General features: G+C 34.5%; 19 protein-coding genes. 9 read left to right on the top strand and 10 right to left on the bottom strand.

Features of this window, described 5'->3' with window-relative positions; genetic code table 11:
• Positions 1-495: 495 nt before the first annotated feature.
• The 8 genes from BUB89_RS16195 (at position 496) to BUB89_RS16160 (ending at position 6,796) form a co-directional block, all read left to right on the top strand.
• On the top strand, positions 496-1,620 hold the full coding sequence (locus tag BUB89_RS16195; protein WP_073246961.1) for an NAD(P)/FAD-dependent oxidoreductase: 1,125 nt from the start codon (positions 496-498) through the stop codon (positions 1,618-1,620).
• Complete coding sequence (locus tag BUB89_RS16190; protein ID WP_073246959.1) at positions 1,621-2,334, top strand: methyltransferase domain-containing protein; 714 nt, start codon at positions 1,621-1,623, stop codon at positions 2,332-2,334.
• Complete coding sequence (locus BUB89_RS16185) at positions 2,331-3,383, top strand: type III polyketide synthase (protein WP_073246957.1); 1,053 nt, start codon at positions 2,331-2,333, stop codon at positions 3,381-3,383. Before BUB89_RS16190 ends, BUB89_RS16185 begins: the two co-directional genes overlap by 4 nt.
• A 12-nt stretch (positions 3,384-3,395) precedes the next feature.
• Positions 3,396-3,833 carry a 3-hydroxyacyl-ACP dehydratase FabZ family protein gene (locus BUB89_RS16180; protein ID WP_073246955.1) on the top strand — a complete coding sequence of 146 codons (438 nt, stop codon included), beginning with the start codon at positions 3,396-3,398 and terminating at the stop codon, positions 3,831-3,833.
• Positions 3,830-5,104, top strand: a complete 1,275-nt coding sequence (locus BUB89_RS16175) for a beta-ketoacyl-[acyl-carrier-protein] synthase family protein (protein ID WP_073246953.1) — start codon at positions 3,830-3,832, stop codon at positions 5,102-5,104. The genes BUB89_RS16180 and BUB89_RS16175 overlap by 4 nt, the downstream gene beginning before the upstream one ends.
• Positions 5,105-5,108: 4 nt before the next feature.
• Positions 5,109-5,363, top strand: a complete 255-nt coding sequence (locus BUB89_RS16170) for an acyl carrier protein (protein WP_073246951.1) — start codon at positions 5,109-5,111, stop codon at positions 5,361-5,363.
• Positions 5,360-5,890, top strand: a complete 531-nt coding sequence (locus BUB89_RS16165; protein ID WP_073246949.1) for a 4'-phosphopantetheinyl transferase family protein — start codon at positions 5,360-5,362, stop codon at positions 5,888-5,890. Before BUB89_RS16170 ends, BUB89_RS16165 begins: the two co-directional genes overlap by 4 nt.
• Before the next feature lie 180 nt (positions 5,891-6,070).
• Complete coding sequence (locus tag BUB89_RS16160) at positions 6,071-6,796, top strand: DUF4198 domain-containing protein (RefSeq protein ID WP_073246947.1); 726 nt, start codon at positions 6,071-6,073, stop codon at positions 6,794-6,796.
• A 74-nt stretch (positions 6,797-6,870) separates the two neighbouring features.
• On the opposite strand, the gene BUB89_RS16155 is transcribed toward BUB89_RS16160, so the two are convergent.
• From BUB89_RS16155 to BUB89_RS16150, 3 genes are all read right to left on the bottom strand, one after another.
• The gene (locus BUB89_RS16155) at positions 6,871-7,533 is read right to left on the bottom strand and encodes a DUF3826 domain-containing protein (protein WP_073246944.1); all 663 of its coding nucleotides are present in this window, start codon (positions 7,531-7,533) and stop codon (positions 6,871-6,873) included.
• A gap of 83 nt (positions 7,534-7,616) precedes the next feature.
• Positions 7,617-7,778 (bottom strand): hypothetical protein, encoded by a 162-nt coding sequence (locus BUB89_RS18025; RefSeq protein ID WP_234982666.1) that lies wholly within the window; start codon positions 7,776-7,778, stop codon positions 7,617-7,619.
• Positions 7,779-7,847: 69 nt separating this feature from the next.
• Entirely contained in the window at positions 7,848-8,627 is a 780-nt protein-coding gene (locus BUB89_RS16150) for a response regulator transcription factor (protein ID WP_073246943.1), read from the bottom strand.
• Between the two features lie 116 nt (positions 8,628-8,743).
• Between BUB89_RS16150 and BUB89_RS16145 the strand changes: the two genes are divergently transcribed.
• Positions 8,744-9,508, top strand: coding sequence for a DUF1349 domain-containing protein (locus BUB89_RS16145; RefSeq protein WP_073246969.1), 765 nt, complete (start codon positions 8,744-8,746; stop codon positions 9,506-9,508).
• A gap of 250 nt (positions 9,509-9,758) precedes the next feature.
• Here BUB89_RS16145 and BUB89_RS16140 read toward each other — a convergent pair whose 3' ends face one another.
• The 7 genes from BUB89_RS16140 to BUB89_RS16110 form a co-directional block, all read right to left on the bottom strand.
• Complete coding sequence (locus tag BUB89_RS16140; protein ID WP_083552884.1) at positions 9,759-10,718, bottom strand: M20/M25/M40 family metallo-hydrolase; 960 nt, start codon at positions 10,716-10,718, stop codon at positions 9,759-9,761.
• 31 nt (positions 10,719-10,749) lie between these two features.
• Entirely contained in the window at positions 10,750-11,088 is a 339-nt protein-coding gene (locus BUB89_RS16135; RefSeq protein WP_073246939.1) for an L-rhamnose mutarotase, read from the bottom strand.
• A 25-nt stretch (positions 11,089-11,113) separates the two neighbouring features.
• Positions 11,114-12,163 carry a sialidase family protein gene (locus BUB89_RS16130; RefSeq protein ID WP_073246937.1) on the bottom strand — a complete coding sequence of 350 codons (1,050 nt, stop codon included), beginning with the start codon at positions 12,161-12,163 and terminating at the stop codon, positions 11,114-11,116.
• Between the two features lie 9 nt (positions 12,164-12,172).
• Positions 12,173-13,495, bottom strand: a complete 1,323-nt coding sequence (locus tag BUB89_RS16125) for a sugar MFS transporter (protein ID WP_073246935.1) — start codon at positions 13,493-13,495, stop codon at positions 12,173-12,175.
• Positions 13,496-13,557: 62 nt separating this feature from the next.
• Positions 13,558-14,283 carry a copper homeostasis protein CutC gene (locus BUB89_RS16120; RefSeq protein ID WP_073246933.1) on the bottom strand — a complete coding sequence of 242 codons (726 nt, stop codon included), beginning with the start codon at positions 14,281-14,283 and terminating at the stop codon, positions 13,558-13,560.
• A gap of 109 nt (positions 14,284-14,392) precedes the next feature.
• The gene (locus tag BUB89_RS16115) at positions 14,393-15,958 is read right to left on the bottom strand and encodes a SusD/RagB family nutrient-binding outer membrane lipoprotein (RefSeq protein WP_073246931.1); all 1,566 of its coding nucleotides are present in this window, start codon (positions 15,956-15,958) and stop codon (positions 14,393-14,395) included.
• A 16-nt stretch (positions 15,959-15,974) separates the two neighbouring features.
• Positions 15,975-19,073, bottom strand: coding sequence for a SusC/RagA family TonB-linked outer membrane protein (locus tag BUB89_RS16110; RefSeq protein WP_073246930.1), 3,099 nt, complete (start codon positions 19,071-19,073; stop codon positions 15,975-15,977).
• Between the last annotated feature and the right edge of the window lie 337 nt (positions 19,074-19,410).

Below are 19,410 nucleotides of genomic sequence, written 5' to 3'. Positions count from 1 at the left end.
CACAGTTGCTCAAATACTGTTAAGCAAAGTTAAACCTTATGTTAAATTAAATTTAGCGTTTTTAATTTGAACTATTGTTTTTTTGTTCTATTTAGGCATTAAATCAATGTATCTTAAGTATATCTGTACCTTATACAATAAGACTAAATAAAATGTTTGATTAAGGTTACATATCACTCCAAAGATTTTTTATTTTTTACATAATAAATAATTTTTAACCATAATTTTTATAGAAAATAAAGCATAATCAATTAATCTATTATCACCACTAATCGCTCCAAATCCTCTATAAAATGGTTCGACATTTGTTCGGTTGGGGTCACAAATCACTAAAATATCAGTTAGTTAAAACTTAAAAAGCCTCTCATTTTCTGAAAGGCTTTTAAAACCACGAATGTTTCCCCTACTCTCTTACTCCAAATTATATAACTATTTTTAAAAAAATATAAGAGATAAATATTTCCTTAGATTTAAGTTTATACCTAAATTGCTTGTATGAAAATAAATAAGGAGGTCATTATTATTGGCGGTGGACTGGCAGGGTTATCAAGTGCTATTCATTTATCCAAACAAGGATTAGAGGTAACACTGATCGAAAAATCAAGCTATCCACGTCATAAAGTTTGCGGCGAATATATTTCGAATGAAATTATCCCTTACTTATCATGGCTTGGCATTGATATAAATGAATTACATCCCACTACTATTTCCAAATTTGAATTTTCGACACAAAACAGCAAAATACTAACAGCCAAACTTCCGCTGGGCGGATTTGGAATCAGCCGGTATGAACTTGATTATTTTCTTTATCAAAAAGCCTTAAAAAATGGCTGCTTGGTACTTACAGAAAATGTAATTGACGTTTCCTTTAGCAATAATATTTTTACAGTTACCACTGCAAATCATACTTTTTCTTCAAAAATTGTATTGGGTGCTTTTGGGAAACGTTCTAATATAGATCAATTTCTGTCTCGTAATTTTATTCGAAAAAAGGCTCCATGGCTGGCTGTGAAAGCACATTATTCAGGTGGTTTTGATGATGATCTCGTGGCTTTGCACAATTTTAACGGAGGTTATTGCGGAGTTTCCAAAGTTGAAAATAACAGTATAAATATTTGCTATTTGGCAGATTATCGCACTTTTAAAAAATATAAAAACATAGAGGACTATCAACAGCATGTGCTGTATGAAAATAAGCATCTGAAAGCTGTCTTTGAAAAAAGCACCCTACTATTTGATAAACCCATCACAATAAGCCAAATATCATTTGACAAAAAACAAGCTGTTGAAAATCATATACTGATGATTGGCGATACAGCCGGTCTCATTCATCCGCTTTGTGGAAACGGAATGGCAATGGCAATACACAGTGCAAAAATTGCTTCTGAGTTAGTATTGGATTTTCATTCAGGGGCTATAACGCGGGAACAATTGGAAAAAAAATATAGTACAAAATGGAAACAAAATTTTGAAAAACGATTACGCATTGGCAGACTTCTCGCAAGAATATTAATCCATAAAAGAATTTCAAATGTTATATTAAAATTAATAGTGGCATTTCCTAAACTGCTGCCTCTAATTATCAGACAAACCCACGGCAAACCCATAGTAATAAATTAAATGGCAATAAACACGCAATACCGAACTCAGGAAACTGAAATAATGGATGATTTTTCGCTTCAAGGCGAAGAATTACGCTCCGCACTGGATCAAATTGCCAAAATAAATCAATTTTTAGGAGGAAATAAGCTGACTCTTGAAGGAATTAAAAAATTACTAAAAAACACTGATGTTTCCCGAACAATAGTAATTGCAGATATTGGTTGCGGAAATGGTGATATGCTTCGAATGCTTGACAGATACGGACAAAAAAACAACATTAATTTTCAACTCATAGGTATTGATGCCAATGCTTTTACGATAAATCATGCAAGGATTTTATCCCATGATTTTAAAAATATAGAGTATCGGTGTATGGATATTTTTAGTGAAGAATTTACAACTATTCACTATGATATTGTTTTATGTACGCTAACGCTGCACCATTTTAGTGATGAGGACATCATTAATATAATGACTATCTTTAATAAGAATACAACAATGGGTATTGTAATCAATGATTTGCACAGGAGCAAACTGGCGTACGTACTTTTTGAGCTGATTTGTTTTGTTTTCAATTTGAACAAAATGGGTCGCAAAGACGGACTGGTTTCGATATTAAGAGGATTCAAAAAAAGAGAGTTAGAAGCTTTTTCAAAAAAAATAAATTTAAAAAACGATACCATAAACTGGAAATGGGCTTTTCGGTACCAATGGATAATTGCTGAAAAATGAGTGTGAAAATAATAACAGTTGCTAAGCAGCTACCCAAATACTGGCGTACAACAGAAGAAATACTTCCATTTTTAGATAGCTGGCTGTCCGGACAGGAAGAACGTTTTATAAAGAAAGTAAAAAAAATATTTGAAGGTGCAGCGGTAGACAAACGGTATTCCATAATGGATCCCGAAGAGGTCTTTACAGCAACTTCATTTGAAGAAAAAAATGATATTTATACCCGAGAAGTTATCCTTTTAGGCGAACAGGTACTAGAAAAAGCGCTTAAAAAAGCAGCCTGGGATCCTCAAACGCTGGACTATATTATTACAGTGAGCTGTACCGGAATCATGATTCCGTCTCTGGATGCTTATCTTATTAATAAAATGAAACTGAGGCAGGATATAGTACGATTACCTGTAACCGAAATGGGATGTGCTGCCGGAATATCAGGTATTATATATGCTAAAAATTTTCTGAAGGCCAATCCCGGAAAACGGGCAGCTGTTATAGCTGTTGAATCACCTACGGCAACTTTTCAGTTGGATGATTATTCGATGCCTAACATTGTGAGTGCTGCTATTTTTGGCGATGGCGCTGCCTGCTGTTTATTATCTTCCTGCGAAGATGACAAAGGTCCTGAAATCATTGATGAACAAATGTATCATTTTTATGATGCGGAACATATGATGGGTTTTAAACTGACCAATAACGGCTTGCAAATGGTTTTGGACATTGAAGTTCCTGATACTATTGCCTCTCATTTTGGTGACATCATTCATCCATTTCTGAAGAAAAATAATTTACAAATTGAAGATCTGGATCACATGATATTTCATCCCGGTGGTAAAAAAATTGTCACCACTGTAGAAGTCCTTTTCTCCGGATTAGGAAAAAATATTGATGATACAAAAGAAGTACTTAAACAATACGGCAATATGTCAAGTGCAACTGTTTTGTATGTACTGGAGCGTATTATGGAGAAAAACCCTAAATTAGGAGAAAAAGGACTGATGCTGAGTTTTGGCCCCGGATTTTCCGCACAACGTGTTTTATTACAATGGTAAAAAAATAAAAAGATGAATTTAAACGAAATTATTAAGCAGCTGCCTTACAGCAAACCTTTTTTATTTGTAGATGAACTGCTTCATGCAGATGAAAACGGTATTACTGGAACCTATACTTTTAGTGAAGATCTTGATTTCTACAAAGGTCATTTTAAAGATAATCCGGTGACTCCCGGCGTTATTTTAACGGAAACCATGGCTCAGATTGGTATGGTTTGCCTTGGTATTTATTTATTGGGTAATGACTTGAAAAAAGATACTGTAGTCGCTTTTACTTCGGCTGATATGCAGTTTTTAAAACCGGTATATCCAAATGAAAAAGTGACGGTAACCTCTCAGAAAACATTTTTCCGTTTTGGCAAACTTAAATGTGAAGTTGTCATGAAAAACGAAGCCGGAATAGAAGTTTGTAAAGGTATTGTTGCCGGAATGATCACTACCAAATTATGAAAAAACGAGTTGTTATAACAGGTCTTGGCGTAGTGGCTCCAAACGGAGTTGGAATCCCTGCGTTTACACATGCTATAAAAAACGGGATTTCCGGAATACAACATGATCCGCAACTAGAAGCACTACTTTTTTCCTGTCAGATAGCCGGTAAACCGGAAATTTCAGAAGACCTAAAAGCACAGTATTTTACAGAACTTGAACTTCGGGGTTTTAACAGTACGGGCATTTTATATGGTGTTATTGCAGGTATCGAAGCATGGAAAAATGCAGGTTTGCCTCTGCAAATAAACAATCATCCCGATTGGGACAGCGGGACTGTATTTGGATCCGGGACATCTGGAATTGATAAATTTCGCGAAAGCATTTATAAAATAGATGAATTGCAAACCCGAAGGCTGGGCAGTACGGTTGTTGCGCAAACTATGAATAGTGGTATAAGTGCCTATCTGGGAGGAAAACTGGGATTAGGAAATCAGGTTACCACAAATTCCTCTGCCTGTTCCACCGGTACTGAAGCGATTATAATGGCCTATGATCGCATACAATCCGGACAGGCAAAACGTATTTTAGCAGGAAGTACAGGCGATAGCGGTCCTTATATTTGGGCGGGGTTTGATGCTTTACGGGTATGCAGTTCCAAATACAATGACAATCCTGGCGAGGGTTCCCGACCAATGAGTGCTTCGGCAGCCGGATTTGTTCCCGGTAGTGGTGCCGGAGCATTAGTTGTAGAAGATCTGGAAAGTGCTTTAGAACGGGGAGCCACTATTTATGCCGAAATACTGGGGGGCAATGTCAATTCAGGAGGACAAAGAGGAAACGGAAGTATGACCGCACCCAACAGTACCGCAGTTCAACGATGTATTACGGATGCGATTCAGAATTCAGGAATCTCTTCGACTGATATTGATGCCATAAACGGACATCTTACCGCTACAACAAAAGATGCTCTTGAAATAGAAAACTGGACGAAAGCCTTAGGACTAGACGGACATGATTTCCCTTATATCAACTCTTTGAAAAGTATGACAGGACACTGTTTAAGTGCAGCCGGAAGTATCGAAAGTGTAGCTACGGTACTGCAACTTCAGGAAGGTTTTATATTTGGAAATATTAATTGTGATGATCTTCATCCTGAAATCACTTCACTTATACATCCGTCCAGAATTCCTTTAAAAACCATCGAAACAAACCCAACAATTATAGCAAAAGCAAGTTTTGGTTTTGGTGATGTAAATGCCTGCGTAATCTTTAAAAAATTTCAAAAATAACCCTATGAATAAAGAAGAACTTACAGCCCAATTAAAAGTAATCATTAAGCCTTATACCACAAATACGGATGCTTATGAAAACTTTACCGAAGACACCGATTTTATTAAAGATCTTAATATCAATTCGGCTAATCTGGTCGATATTATTCTGGACATTGAAGAAACGTTTGATATCGTAATTGAAAATACGGATATGGAACGCATGCTGGATGTTAAAACTTCGGTAGTCATTATTGAAACCAAACTAGCTGCAAAATGATAGGCAATGATGTTATCGATATCATCCAATCCCGTAAAGAAAGCAACTGGCAGCGGAAAGGTTTGCTGGAGAAAATTTTTACTGCAGAGGAACAATTGCTGATAAATAAAGCTTTGCAACCGGAAATTATGGTTTGGCTTCTTTGGAGTATGAAAGAAGCCGCCTATAAAATTTATAACAGGCAAACAAAAATAAGATCCTACTTTCCACAAAAACTAGAGTGCAGTTTCCGTTTTCAAAACGACAGTTATATGTCAGGAACAGTAATTTGTTGCGGAAATAGATATTATACGAAAACCAATATCACTAACGATTGTATCCATACTATTGCAGTTATTAATCCTGACCACTTAAAAAAGGTTATCGAAATTGAGAAAAAAAATATTAGTAAGGATCAATATGGTATTCCCTTTTTAACTTCAGTTCAATCCGATAGCGTAAAAGATGTCTCTGTTAGTAATCACGGACGCTTTGAAAAAGTAGTTGCACTTTCATTTAATGACTGTCCGCTAAGCGAACCCGACTAAATAGACCACAGATAAAACTGATTGAACAGATAAAAACGGATTTTCAAACATACTACAGGCATCAATAATCGTTTGACAATAAAAAACAGAAAACAACTATTTTTATTTATAACAAATCTAAATAATTAAAATAAAGAATTATATTTGTGCTAAATTTTAAATAACAATAAATCTGTAATTATGAAATCAAACTTTTTTAAGACAATAATCGTAACATTATTATTATTTGTTGCTGCTCCATCTGTATTTGCTCACGCATTATGGATTGAAACAAAAGCTACTGGTACTAAAGGAAAACAACAGGAAATCTCTGTTTATTTTGGAGAATTTTCAGATAATGACATCACCAAAGCTGACAAATGGTTTTCGGATTTAAAAGATTTTACGCTGGTGGTAATTAGTCCGTCTAAAAAAGAAATCAAACTGAAATCAACTGCATTAGAAAATAAATACCAGGCCTTTTTCACCCCTGAAGAAGATGGAGTTTATACTGTTATCATGCAACATACGGTAAAAGATGTTTACGGAACCATGAAACTGGACTATAATTCCAGTGCAAATGTAGTGGTAGGAAATAAATCAGCCGGGAACGAAGCTACTGCTAACCATAATAAAATTGCTGTATTTGCTGAAAACGCATCTTCACTAACTAAAAACACTAAGGTTACTGCAGTTGCCACTTATAATGCGGCTGTTGCCAAAGAACAAAAAGTAAAGGTAATTGCTCCAAACGGATGGGAAAAAGAACTGTGGACCAATGAAAATGGCGAGTTTTCATTCACTCCAATCTGGGCTGGAAATTACATGGTAGAATTTTCTCAAACAGAAAAAGCCAGTGGAGAACACAATGGAAAAAACTATACTGAAATTTGGAAAATGGCTACTTACCAGTTGACTGTTAAATAATCACCACTCCTTTTTTACCAAAAAAAAGGTCTTTAATCGCTGAATTAAAGACCTTTTTTCGTTACAGAATGAAGCTATTCTTTTTTCTTAGCTGCTTTTTCTGCTTTTACTTTTTTTGTGTAATCGTTATACATTTGGCGCCAGTTACGACCATTATTATTCAGATACTTTTCGGCTTCAGTTTTGTAAATTTCAAAAATAGCCGATATCTCTTTCATGCTTTTATAATCTACTGCCTGCTCTCGTGCTTTTTCCAGTAATTTTCTAATTTCGGCACTTTCGGCAGCAGTTAAATTAGGAACAATGGCTTCATAACCTTTCATTGTAAACGCTACTTTCCCGATAGTATATTTATCTAAAACTGACGCTACTTGTTCTTCAGTCAAATCTTTTCTCAGTCCGTTCATTAAGTCTTCATGTATTGTTGAAGGCATAGCGGAGTCGGCAATAATTTGTCTATGCAAGTCAGAAAGCGGTTTGCCATCTAACGGATTAATTCCGGCGGGAACAGTTGAAAAAGGATGGGTGTTATGCCAGTCTTTAATTGTTGAAAGATGCGTCGCTACAACTTTTACTACTCTGCTTTCTTTTTCAGCATTATTCAAATTCAACTCACTAATCCATTCCTGCGCTTTTTTAACATCATCAGCTGCTGGCTCAACAGATTGAGCATGTGCAAACGATCCTACAGTCATCAATACAATAAGTAATGCTATTTTAATTTTTTTGGTCTTCATATTATCATTTAAAATTAAACATCTGGCAAAATAAAACTTTCTTTTTAATTTTTCTTTTATAATCCAAAAAAAACACCCTTTACCTAATCCTGACTGATAAAATAAAGCGGCTTATCATAGTTAGCAATTGCCTTTAGAACCTTATAAATATATTGAGAAACCAGTGCACCACCTTCTGTATTTATCAGATGAATATCGTCTTCAGGAGTATGATACTGCGGATGACCGCCGGTATGAAATCCCACTGCTGAAATTCCTGCTTTATAAAAACAGAACTATACTGAGTTTTGAAAATTTGCATCAACAAAATCTCTTTACAAAGAAACAATTCCCATAACCACTGCTGTTTTCACAGCTTCGGCAGTATTAGCAACTTTCATTTTATTGATAATATTTTGTCGGTGTCTGTAAACCGTATGAACTGCAATGTGCAGTTCTTCTGCAATTTGTTTACTTCCTAACCCTTTGGCTACTAAAGTCAAAATTTCTAATTCGCGTTGGCTAAGCAGGTTTTTAGCACTATTAACATATTTTTCATGAGCAATCACTTCTCCTGTTTGTACATCGATAATTTTACCATCAATTCCTTTACTGGGAATTAAATCTGTAGAGGCTGCATAAAGACAAAGTGCTAACCAAACACTTCCATTAGGAAGGCTTTTTACATAAATGGTTCGGTGATTAATGTAAGAATAACTACCATCTGAATTTTGAACCCGAATTCGGCTAAAAGTACTGTACCTACTCCGTTCTTTTTGTTCAATACTTTTTTGAAATTGAAAATAATTCAGTTCTAAAACATGCCGCTCTATAATATCATCTGGATGAATTTTACTAAATATATCTTCCTCAAAAGCCGAATCGATAACTGTATTCTCCGTAGTCAAACCAAAAATTTGCCCAAAACTTCCCGAATAGATGTAACTACAATTAGCTTGAAAATCAGAAAGAACACCTACACACTGTTCAATTCTAACATAAGAAGCAACCATTTCCTGATAGGTTTTAATACTTTCCTGTTCATCTGCAACAAAATTTTGATCTAATAAAGCAGCTGTCAATTCTTGTAAAACATCACTTTTTGTAATACTCATAGTAATAAATGGTTAATTTTGGGTATTGTAACAGGATTGGCATTCCTATACATTTGTATTGCTAAAATATGTTTTTTAGTGGGTTAAACAATCTTAATTATAAAACAATATCTTTTATGAAAACAAAATTCACTAGTATCAGTGCATTGTTGCTAATTGCTCTTTTTGCTAACTGCGAAAACAAGAATAAATCAAGTCAATCTACAGCCGAAACTACTCAAGAGACTAAAACCACCAATGTAGATTCGGCACGTGTAAACGGAACAGCATGCGATATTACCATTTCGGGGATTCATTTTACCAAATCAGTTAATGGTGCAGATACACTGGCCACAGCAGATACTAATGGCAAAGTAACTTTTAAAACGGGTGCCAAAAAGGATTATTTCTCTGATCCAAATGGAAAATTATCTAACAACACTGCCCCTATTTTGTTATCCAAAATAGACAATAAAAAACCTTTTACTTTAATTTCAAAAGTTACTCCTGAGTTCACAAAAGAAGGTTTGTATAATGCAGCTGTATTGTACATTTATGTGCATGATAATTTCTGGCAAAAACTGTGTTATGAACAAGACGAACGTGGAAATCATCGCATAGTAAGTGTTAGAACTATAGGCACATCAGATGATAACAACCATGATAAAGTAACTACTCCTTCAATTTACATGAAAATTTCTTCGGATACCGAAACCATAGCTAATTATTACTCTTATGACAAAAAAAACTGGCACATGGTACGTTTGTACGAAAACAATTATCCTGATGAAATTTGGGTAGGAATTAGTAATCAATGTCCAATGGATGATGGTTCTTTTAGTGTCTTTGAAGATCTTAGTTTAGTGCAAAATAGTGTTAGTGATTTCCGAATGGGAAACTAACTAAAATAAGTCACTATGATTAGCAGAATGTATCTGCAAGGTTAAAAACATATAAAAAACAGACCGCAAATTCACAAATTACAAATATAAAAGCAAAAAAATATTTTATGAATTTGCGGTAAATGTTTTTAGAACCTGAAAAGTAAATGCATTTTAGAACAATAAATTTATCTTATTAAAAAAGACAAAACCTCGTTCTTTCCAAAATGGAAATAAACGAGGTTTCTTTATGTTTAAAACACAACAGACTCTAATCCTGACTGATAAAATAAAGCGGCTTATCATAGTTAGCAATTGCCTTTAGAACCTTATAAATATATTGAGAAACCAGTGCACCACCTTCTGTATTAATGAGATGAATATCGTCTTCGGGAGTATGATACTGCGGATGACCGCCGGTGTGAAATCCCACTGCTGAAATTCCTGCTTTATAAAAAGAAACATGATCTGAACCTCCTACATCACCAGCATGTACAACAGGATTAAGACCGCTGTTTTCAGCTGTTTTTTTCATCAGTGCAACACCGTCAGGGAAAGTTCCTGCTCCACCCATGTAGATTTCTTTTCCGGCATTCAATCTTCCTACCATATCCATATTCAACATTACTTTTAGATTTTTTTTATCAAAAGGCAAATGATTGATAAAATATTTGGAGCCTAATAAGCCTTCTTCTTCGCCGCTAAACGTAATAAAAACAATACTTCTTTTAGGTTTGTTTTCCGGTTTTGACAATTCTTTTAAAATACAAAGCAGTGCTGCAACACCCGATGCATTGTCATCGGCACCGTTATGAATGGCTACCGTATCCTTCTTTTTACTGCCCGAAGCTTTTCCTCCCCATCCCCAATGATCATAATGCGCTCCAATAACGATATATTCTTTTTTAAGATTTTCATCTGAACCTTCCAGATAACCCACTACATTTTGGGTAACCACAGTATCTGATTTGACTTTATTAAGTCCTTCTTTTACAAAAAGTCTAAAAGACTGATAGTAATTATCATTAAACTTTTTTAGACCATACTTTTTAAAATGCTTTTTTATGTATGCTGCTGCATCGTTATTTCCTTTAGTTCCCGGGAAACGTCCTTCCATTTTATCCGAGGAAAGAAATTGATCATGTTTATAAAATGTCTTACTGCTAATATCAGTTTGCGCATTTGTAACAACACTAAAAATCAGCATACTTATTAAAAAAAACTTCTTCATTTTATTTCTGTTTTTCTAAATTTAATAAAATTTAGATTTTGTTTAATCCAAATATTTTTTCCATCAACAGCCATTTTTCTCCTTCTTTGGCTTCAGGTAGGGCTTGTTGAAATTTCCACATCAATGTTTCCCATTCCTGAACTTTTGGATTCTCGGCATCCATTTTTGCTTTCTTTTCGAAAGAAAAATCAGAATTGGCTTCTATCAACATCACTAATCTGTTTCCCACATTGTAAATTTCCAGATTTGTAATTCCGGACTCTTTTATACTTGCTATAACCTCAGGCCATACCTGCTGATGTAATAATTTATATTCGGCAATTAAATCAGCATCTTCTTTTAAGTCCAGAACCAGACAATATTTTTGCATAATTTTTTATTTTTTAATCAACTTTCTATTTTTTTATATCAAAAGTTACATGTTTGATGTATTTTCGATTATAGGTATACAAAACATGTATTTTTTTATCCTGAGTTTGAATAATAGCAGGATAACTAAACTCTCCTTCTTTTTGATTTTCCAAATCGAATAGTTTTTTCCAGCGTAATCCGTTTCCTGAATATTCTACATCCAGAATATTGCGACCGTTAAACCAGTCTTTTCCTTGCGGTAACGGGTTGTTGACTAACAAAAATAATCGGGGTGACAGCGTTAGGACATCAATCCCTGAATTAGAATTTACAACCTCAATGCTATCGGTATTTTTCCAGCTTTGTCCGTAATCTTTAGACCAGCTTGTAATTACTTTATTGTGCTTGCTTCTGGATAACATTTGTACAATCCCTTTGGAGTGAACTAAAAATGTGGGCTGAATAATCTCAAAATTATTTTTATCCTCCACCGGAATTTTCTCCCAGCTATTTGTTGCTTCTGTATAAGTTTCGACATGTACCCGCCATTGATTATCAGTCACACTTTCGGTACTACTTCCGCATAAAATAACACCCGGAATTACTTCGACAGGTTTATTTTTAATAGGACCTAAAATTCCGTTTGCCAGGTATTCAGGTTTACTCCAGCTCATACCATTGTCATTTGAAACAATCATGGCTCCAAACCATTCCCTTGGATTTTTACCAATTTTGTAAAACAAATACAATTTCTGACTTTTACTTTTGAATAAAACCGGATTCCAACAAGGTAAAGTATCCCCATCTTTTACTAAAGGAGCAATACACATTTGCGGTTGAGACCAGCTTTTCCCATCATAATTTGACGTATAAATACCTACATCCTTAGCTCCTTCATGTTTTCCGCCAAACCACGCTGCCAAGAGCTGATTGGGTTTTATTTCCACAAGAGTCGCAGCATGACTGTTAGCCGTTACCGGATTATTGGTAATATAGCTTTCTGATTTATTTTCTGTTTTTAGTTTTTTGACTGCAACGCATGAAAAGCAAAATCCTATCAGTACTATTGCTGCATATTTTAATTTAGAAATCATTTTCTGTTTTTATTTTTTCTTTAATCCTAATTTATGTCCGGCAATGGCATAATATAAAATAATAATATAACACGGCAAAAGAATCCAATATCCCTTAGTAGATGCCGTAGCTGTTGCCAATGCTTCATTCATCCCCTGTGCCAGATATTCTGCTTTATTACCATCAACTAATTTACCGTATAAAGGCGGAATAATAGCTCCTCCGGAAATAGCCATAATCAACAATGCCGAAGCTGTTTTAGTAAATTTACCTAAACCCTTTAATGTTAAAGGCCATACTGCCGGCCATACTAAAGCATTTGCCATTCCTAAAGCGGCCACAAATAAAACAGAAGTAAAGCCTGTAGTAAACACGATACAAAAAGAAAAGACAATTCCGATAACGGCACTTGCTCTTAATGCAAGAGCCTGTGTGATGTATTTAGGAATTAAAAATACCCCCAAAGCATAGGTAAGTACCATTGCTAATAAGGTAAATGTGGTGAAAAATTTGGCATCAGCAGCAGGAAATCCTAATGAAATTCCGTAAGCGATAATTGTATCGCCGGCAATAACCTCAACACCTACATACATAAAAAGCGTAAGAACTCCCAGCCATAAATGCGGAAACTGAAAAATACTTGTTTTACTAACCGCTCCGTCTTTAGCCTCTTCAATAGGTTCAGCTTCTACTTGTGGCAAAGGTGCTTTCCTGATTAATATTCCCAAAACAAATAATACCACCGCCATTATGATGTAAGGCATAACAACGCTGTCAGCCATATTGTCCAGTAATTGTGCTTTTTCTACATCAGAAACCGTATTTAATTTTTCATTTATCTCATCTATTCCGGAAAGTAAAATAGCTCCAAAAATAAGTGATCCTAAAGCACCTGCAACTTTATTTGCAATCCCCATAATAGCAATACGCTTAGCAGCACTATCAATGGGACCTAAAATAGTAATATAAGGATTTGATGCTGTTTGTAACAATGTCATTCCTGCTCCCTGAATAAAAATTCCTGCCAGAAAAACCCAATAGGTTCTTGCTTCAGCTGCTGGTATAAAAACCAAAGCTCCCACACCCATGATAAATAAACCCACAGACATTCCTTTTTTATATCCAATTTTAGATAAAATATAAGATGCCGGCAAAGCCATTACCACAAACGAAATATAGGATGCCGAAGCTACCAGAAGAGATTGTGCCGAGGTTAATTCATTAATGGTTTTCATAAACGGAATTAAGGCTCCATTAATCCATGTTACAAATCCGAAAATGAAGAATAGTCCTGCTATAATCAGAATCGGGATTAAGGTATTGTTTTTTTCCTGAGTGGGTATTTGGCTCATATTTAGATATAATTATGTTGTTATAATGTGTCGTAAAAAGTAAAAAGAGAGTTTGAAATTTGCTATAAAGCCATACGGTCCAAAATAGCCTTAATTTTATCCAAATCAGAATGAACGATAATGCGTTCATCAAATAATTTAGAACTATTCATAGGGATTTTTACAGATGGATTTGTATGTGTAATAATTGTTGCAGAACAATGAATTTCGTTAAATCCAAGATTTTTAAATAAAAGAACATTTTCATTATTTATTCCGCTTCCCGGTAAAATGACCATAGCATTTCCTGCTTTTTCTTTTAATGCATGAAGATGTGTAATTCCTTCTTCTGCGGTAACATTGCAGCCCGAAGTCAGAATTCTGTTTACACCTATTTCTTTTAATTGTTCCAAAGCATCAAAAGAATTTTCAATCCAGTCAAAAGCACGGTGAAAAGTAAATTCTAAGGGTTTTGCCAGCTCGATTAGTTCCTTTGTTCTTTGCATGTCAACCGTATTATCAGCATTTAGAATTCCGGAAACAATTCCCTTACAGCCCAAATCCTTACACAATTGAATATCGGTTTTCATAATGGCAAATTCATCTTCTGAATAAGTAAAATTTCCACTTCTGGGACGAATCAACGCATAAACGGGAATCGTAACTTTAGCCAATACATTTTTAAGCAGTCCATACGAAGGTGTTATACCGCCCAGTGCGAGCTCTGTACACAATTCGATACGATGAGCTCCTGCCAATTGAGCATTAACAGCAGACTGATAAGAAGAGGCACAAATTTCTAATAGCATTTTCTCTTGCTTTATATTTTTTAAGTACTGAAAAAAAACAAAAGGAGAGTTTAGCTCTCCTTTTATTTATTATTAAATGAAAGAGATTTATTTATCTCTATTATTTTGTTTATTTAACATCCCACCACAGTCTTGTACCACCTGAGTCTGGTCCTCCAAGTTTTACAATTCCATCTATAACTGAACTATTATTTGAAGAATATTCATTAGTAACGTAAATAACTCTTTTCATTAAGCTTTTTCCAACATTCGCATCTACGTTATCTGTATTCAATAAAGGATAAACTACATTAACATCTGTTCTTCGTAAATCTGCCCAAGTTTCCCAAGATTCCGGAAATAAAGCTAAATATTTTTGAACGGTGATTTGTTTACGTTGATCTGCTTCTGTACCTGCCCAGGAAACGGCAATTGAAACGGGTGGAGTATATAAATCCAAACTAGGGTATAGAGTAGTAATAGCTGGTACTACCGGTGTTGTGGTTCCTGCAATATAACTACTAATTGCTGTACCATCTGTAATTCCCCATTGATTCATAGACAAAGTAATTCCTGTTTCATATAAGCTTTTAGCATTACCATCCATATTCCATCCGTTCAAAGCTCCTTCTGCTCTGTTCAGATAACATTCTGAAGCCATCATTATTTCTATAGCTTTAGTATTTTGGAAATCTCCGGCTAAAGCAGGACTGAATGGAGAAAATTTAGTTGTTCCAAATTGACTTTGTAATCCACCTGCTGGTTTCCCTAAATAAATTCCATCAGCATTAGGAGCAAACCATTTTTCCATTCTTGGATCGTTGTATCCTTTAAGAATACTTTCCATAGAAGCGGTCATAAAATACCCCCAACTATTAACAATCATATTCAAATTGTTTGGAGTAATATCACTAACTTTAAAAGTAGCGCTTTGTGCATTAGATTCCATAACTCCTGCTGCAACAGCGGCTTCAGCCTGTGTTTTTGCCTTATCTGGCTGAACATCTGAAATACGCAATGCTAAACGCAATCTAAGACTGTTTCCAAATATTTTCCAATTTGCAACACTACCATTAAAGATACGATCTGAAATTGAATACAATCCTACAGTTGTTGTTGATGTAGCACTCAAAGTAGCATCAGCTTCATCCAATAATTTAAAGAAATCTTCATAAATAGACTCTTGTGTATCATAAGCTACAATTGCCTTTCCGTTTCCGGCTTCAGTATAAGGTATTGGTCCATAATGATCCGTCATTTGATTGTACATAAAGACTTTCCAGATTTTTAAAATTGCAGTGGCATCTGCATCATCTTTAGCTGCTATAAAAGCATTATTTAAAGCTGGTACTGCAACAGTGTAAAATCGTAACCAACCTCTCTCTCCAAAAGATCCAAAAGCATTTCTGTCCGTACTATATCCTGTATTCATATACTGAACAAAGGTTGAAGATATAATTCCTGTGGCAATACCCCAGGTTCCCTGATCATCTACACCTGGTGATGAATAAGAACCATTATGTATTCCTGCATATTGAGCTGATAAAAATGCCGGTCCCGCTAAAGAAGCATCTAACTGATCTGTAGTTAATGTATTCTTATTGGTATTCAATTCATCAAAATCATTTGTACAACTTGAAAAAACGCTAACAGTCAATAAAGCTGCTATTGTTTTAATTTTATAACTATTTTTCATCCTATTATTTTTTTAATTAAAATCCAAATTTTACATTCACCCCATAATCTCTTGTAGAAGGAATGTTGAAAGACTCAACTCCTTGCAAGTTTCCTGTACCTGCTCCTTGTTCCGGATCAAAATATTTTGCTTTATTTACAATAAAGAATAAGTTTCTGGCAACAAATGATACATTAAAACTAGAAAAAGCAGAGTTTTTTAATAAGCTCTTAGGCATTGTATATCCTAAAACAAGTTCTCTTAATCTAATATTGGTAGCATCATAAATAAATGGTTCAGCAATTGGAGTCCTTTGTCCTACTTCTGTCCAATATTGTTCAGCAGTAACAGTTGTTGTATTTGGACTATAGGTACCATCTCCATTTGAAACTACACCATCAACAATAAATCCATTCTCTCTGCCTGCTAAAGTCATAGTATTTACTCCCATTCCAGCTTGTCTCGCCTGAGTGTAAGACACTACTTCTCCACCAATTCTCATATCAATAAGAAAACTTAAATTGAAATCCTTATATCTAAAATTGTTTTTAAAACCTGCTGTCCAATCTGGATTAAAATTCCCTGCAAGTACATCAAAACTATTAGTAGCAATTGGTAAACCAGCTGAACTCACGATAATTTCTCCATCATCATTTCTCTGGAATCCTTTTATATACAAATCGCCATATTCCCCTCCTTTAATAATTTTGCTTCTCACCAAACGTCCGTCTCCCAAAATCAACTCATCTCTACCTTCAAAAATAGATTTCACTTTTGATTTATAAGTTGCAAAATTGGTTGTGATATCCCAAGAAAAATTATCTGATTCAAAAGGAGTAGCTGTTAACATAATCTCTACACCTCTGTTTTGTATTTCTCCACCATTAGTTACGGCTCTTGAAAACCCTGAAGATTCAGGAGTATTAATATAAAAAATTTGATCTTTAGTATTTGTTTGAAAATAAGTAAAATCAAATCCCAAGCGATTGTTAAGGAATTTGAATTCGGTACCAAATTCCATTGAACTAGAAATTTCCGGTTTTAAATTTGGATTAGCTGCTGTAGTTTGTGAATAAACCATACCGCCATTACCTCCAATATATGATAATTGAGGACTTAACTGATAAGGATCAGTATCATTTCCTACTTGTGCATACGATGCTCTTACTTTAGCAAAACTAATCGCTTCCGGTAGTGCAACCATATCTGAAATAACACCTGATAAACCTACAGATGGATAAAAGAATGATCTATTAGCTGCCGGTAAAGCAGAAGACCAATCGTTTCTTGCCGTTACATCTAAAAATAAATAGTTTTTATAGCCTAATTGTGCCGAACCATATACCGAATTAATTTGTTTTTCAATAAGGTTTGATGTTGACCCCATAGTTGCAACATTGGCCAAGGCAAAAAAGTTTCTTCTGCTTAATCGACCTCCAGATGACAATGTTGAAGTAGATTGTTTCAATAAACTGGCACCAGCATTTGTAGTTAAAGAAAAATCTGCAAACTTAGTATTATAACTTAATAATACATCTGAATTTAATTCTCTTACTGTTTCTAACAATTCAGAATAATTTCCAAGGTTTTGATTAAACCTGTCTGTAGCATATCTGTTAGAAAAAGTTTTATTAGTCGTTTGATCTAAACCTGTTCTTACTTGTAAACTTAATGCGTTAGTGAATTTATATTTTAAAGCTGCAAAACCAATAAATCTATTTCGCTCATCTTCTCTTGAATTATCACGCAAAGCTGACCAATAAGGATTACCTCCTGCTTGTCCTACTTCATCAATAAAATAATTTTGCTGTAATTGTCCAAGAGCATCGGTGTATTGATAATTTTTATAATCGCTGTGAGCAATACTTCTAGGTAATAAATAAACTGAAGTTCCAATAGATTCTTCTCCCGTTCTTAATAAGTTATCAATATTTTGAACGATATAATTTGTTTTTACATCCAAAGATAATTTATCTGTTAACTCACTTGTTAATCTCAGGTTAGCATTATGTCTTCCTAATTTGTTACCACCTACAATACCTTCTGCAATAGTATTAGTATAAGAGAAATAAGCCTGAGTTTTATCAGAACCTGTAGAGATAGATAAAGTATTAGCTAAATTATATCCTGTTTTAAAAAAATCACTAACATTATTTGGTTGAGCAGAATAGCTTGTAGTTGCAGGTCCTGAATAGTTAGGGTTGCGTACTAATTGCCAAGCTGAAACCTGACTTCCATCTAAACGTCCTCCCCAGCTGGATTCAGAGGTTTCATTATAGACACCAGTTTCTCCTTGTCCATATTCATTTTGTAAACCTAATAAATTATAAGCCGAAGAAGCCATAAAGTTTGATGAAACCGAAATTTGCATCGTTTTGCCTTTTGCACCGGACTTAGTTGTTATAATAATAACCCCATTACTGGCTCTGGAACCATATAAAGCTGCTGCCGAAGGTCCTTTAAGTACAGTCATCGAAGCAATATCTTCGGGGTTAAGGTTAGAAATACCATCAGGTTGTGTACTACCTCCAGTATCAACATCTGAATTATCTGTTCTGGAACCATTACTTAAAGGAACACCATCTACCACATACAATGGTTGATTGTTTCCATTTAGAGATCGATTCCCTCTTAAAGTAATTCTTGATGAACTTCCTACCCCATTAGAAGTAGTCGAGAAATTAAGACCCGCTACTTTCCCTGAAAGAGAATTGGCAACGTTTAAGGATCTTGCCTGAGAAATTTCATCCACATCTACATTTTGTGCTGAATAAGTAATTGCTTTTTTCTCTCTCTTAATTCCTAATGCTGTTACAACTACCTCCCCTAATTGTTCTGCATCTTCTGTTAACGATACATTAATAGTAGTCTGACTTCCCACAGTAACTTCTTTTGAAACTGATCCTATATAGGAAAAGACTAAAATGGCTGATTGCCCCGGAACACTAATGCTATATTTACCATCCATATCGGTTGATATACCATTTGTTGTTCCTTTTACAACGACATTTGCTCCTGGCAGTGGAAAACCGCTCTTAGCTTCTGTAACCGTCCCCTTTACTGTGATTTGTGCTTGAGCATGATGAAATCCGAACAAGCAAAATACAAACAGTAGTTTTAATACATTTTGAATCATAATTTTGTTTTTGAGTTAGTAATTTTGTTTCTGATAAGTTAACCTTAAGTTAATGCTTAGTTAAATGTAAAGAGAAAGATTTGTTTGTATTTCATAATTTCGACCAATGACAAATTTGAAAAGGTGTTTGTCAATTTTAAGTGTTTTTTCATTAAAAAAATCATTTTAATACAAATTTAATAAAGAAACCAACCACAACCTATTTATTATTTAAACATTGATTATTCTTACTAAGTTATTTATCTATATTAAAAATGTTAAAATAGAAATAATCACACATTAAATAAGTTAAAAATCTTAACAAAAAAAACACATCCATAAATAGATGCGTTTTTTT

The organism is Flavobacterium flevense (genome assembly GCF_900142775.1).
GTDB lineage: Bacteria > Bacteroidota > Bacteroidia > Flavobacteriales > Flavobacteriaceae > Flavobacterium > Flavobacterium flevense.
This window is presented reverse-complemented; position numbering and strand designations above follow the sequence as displayed.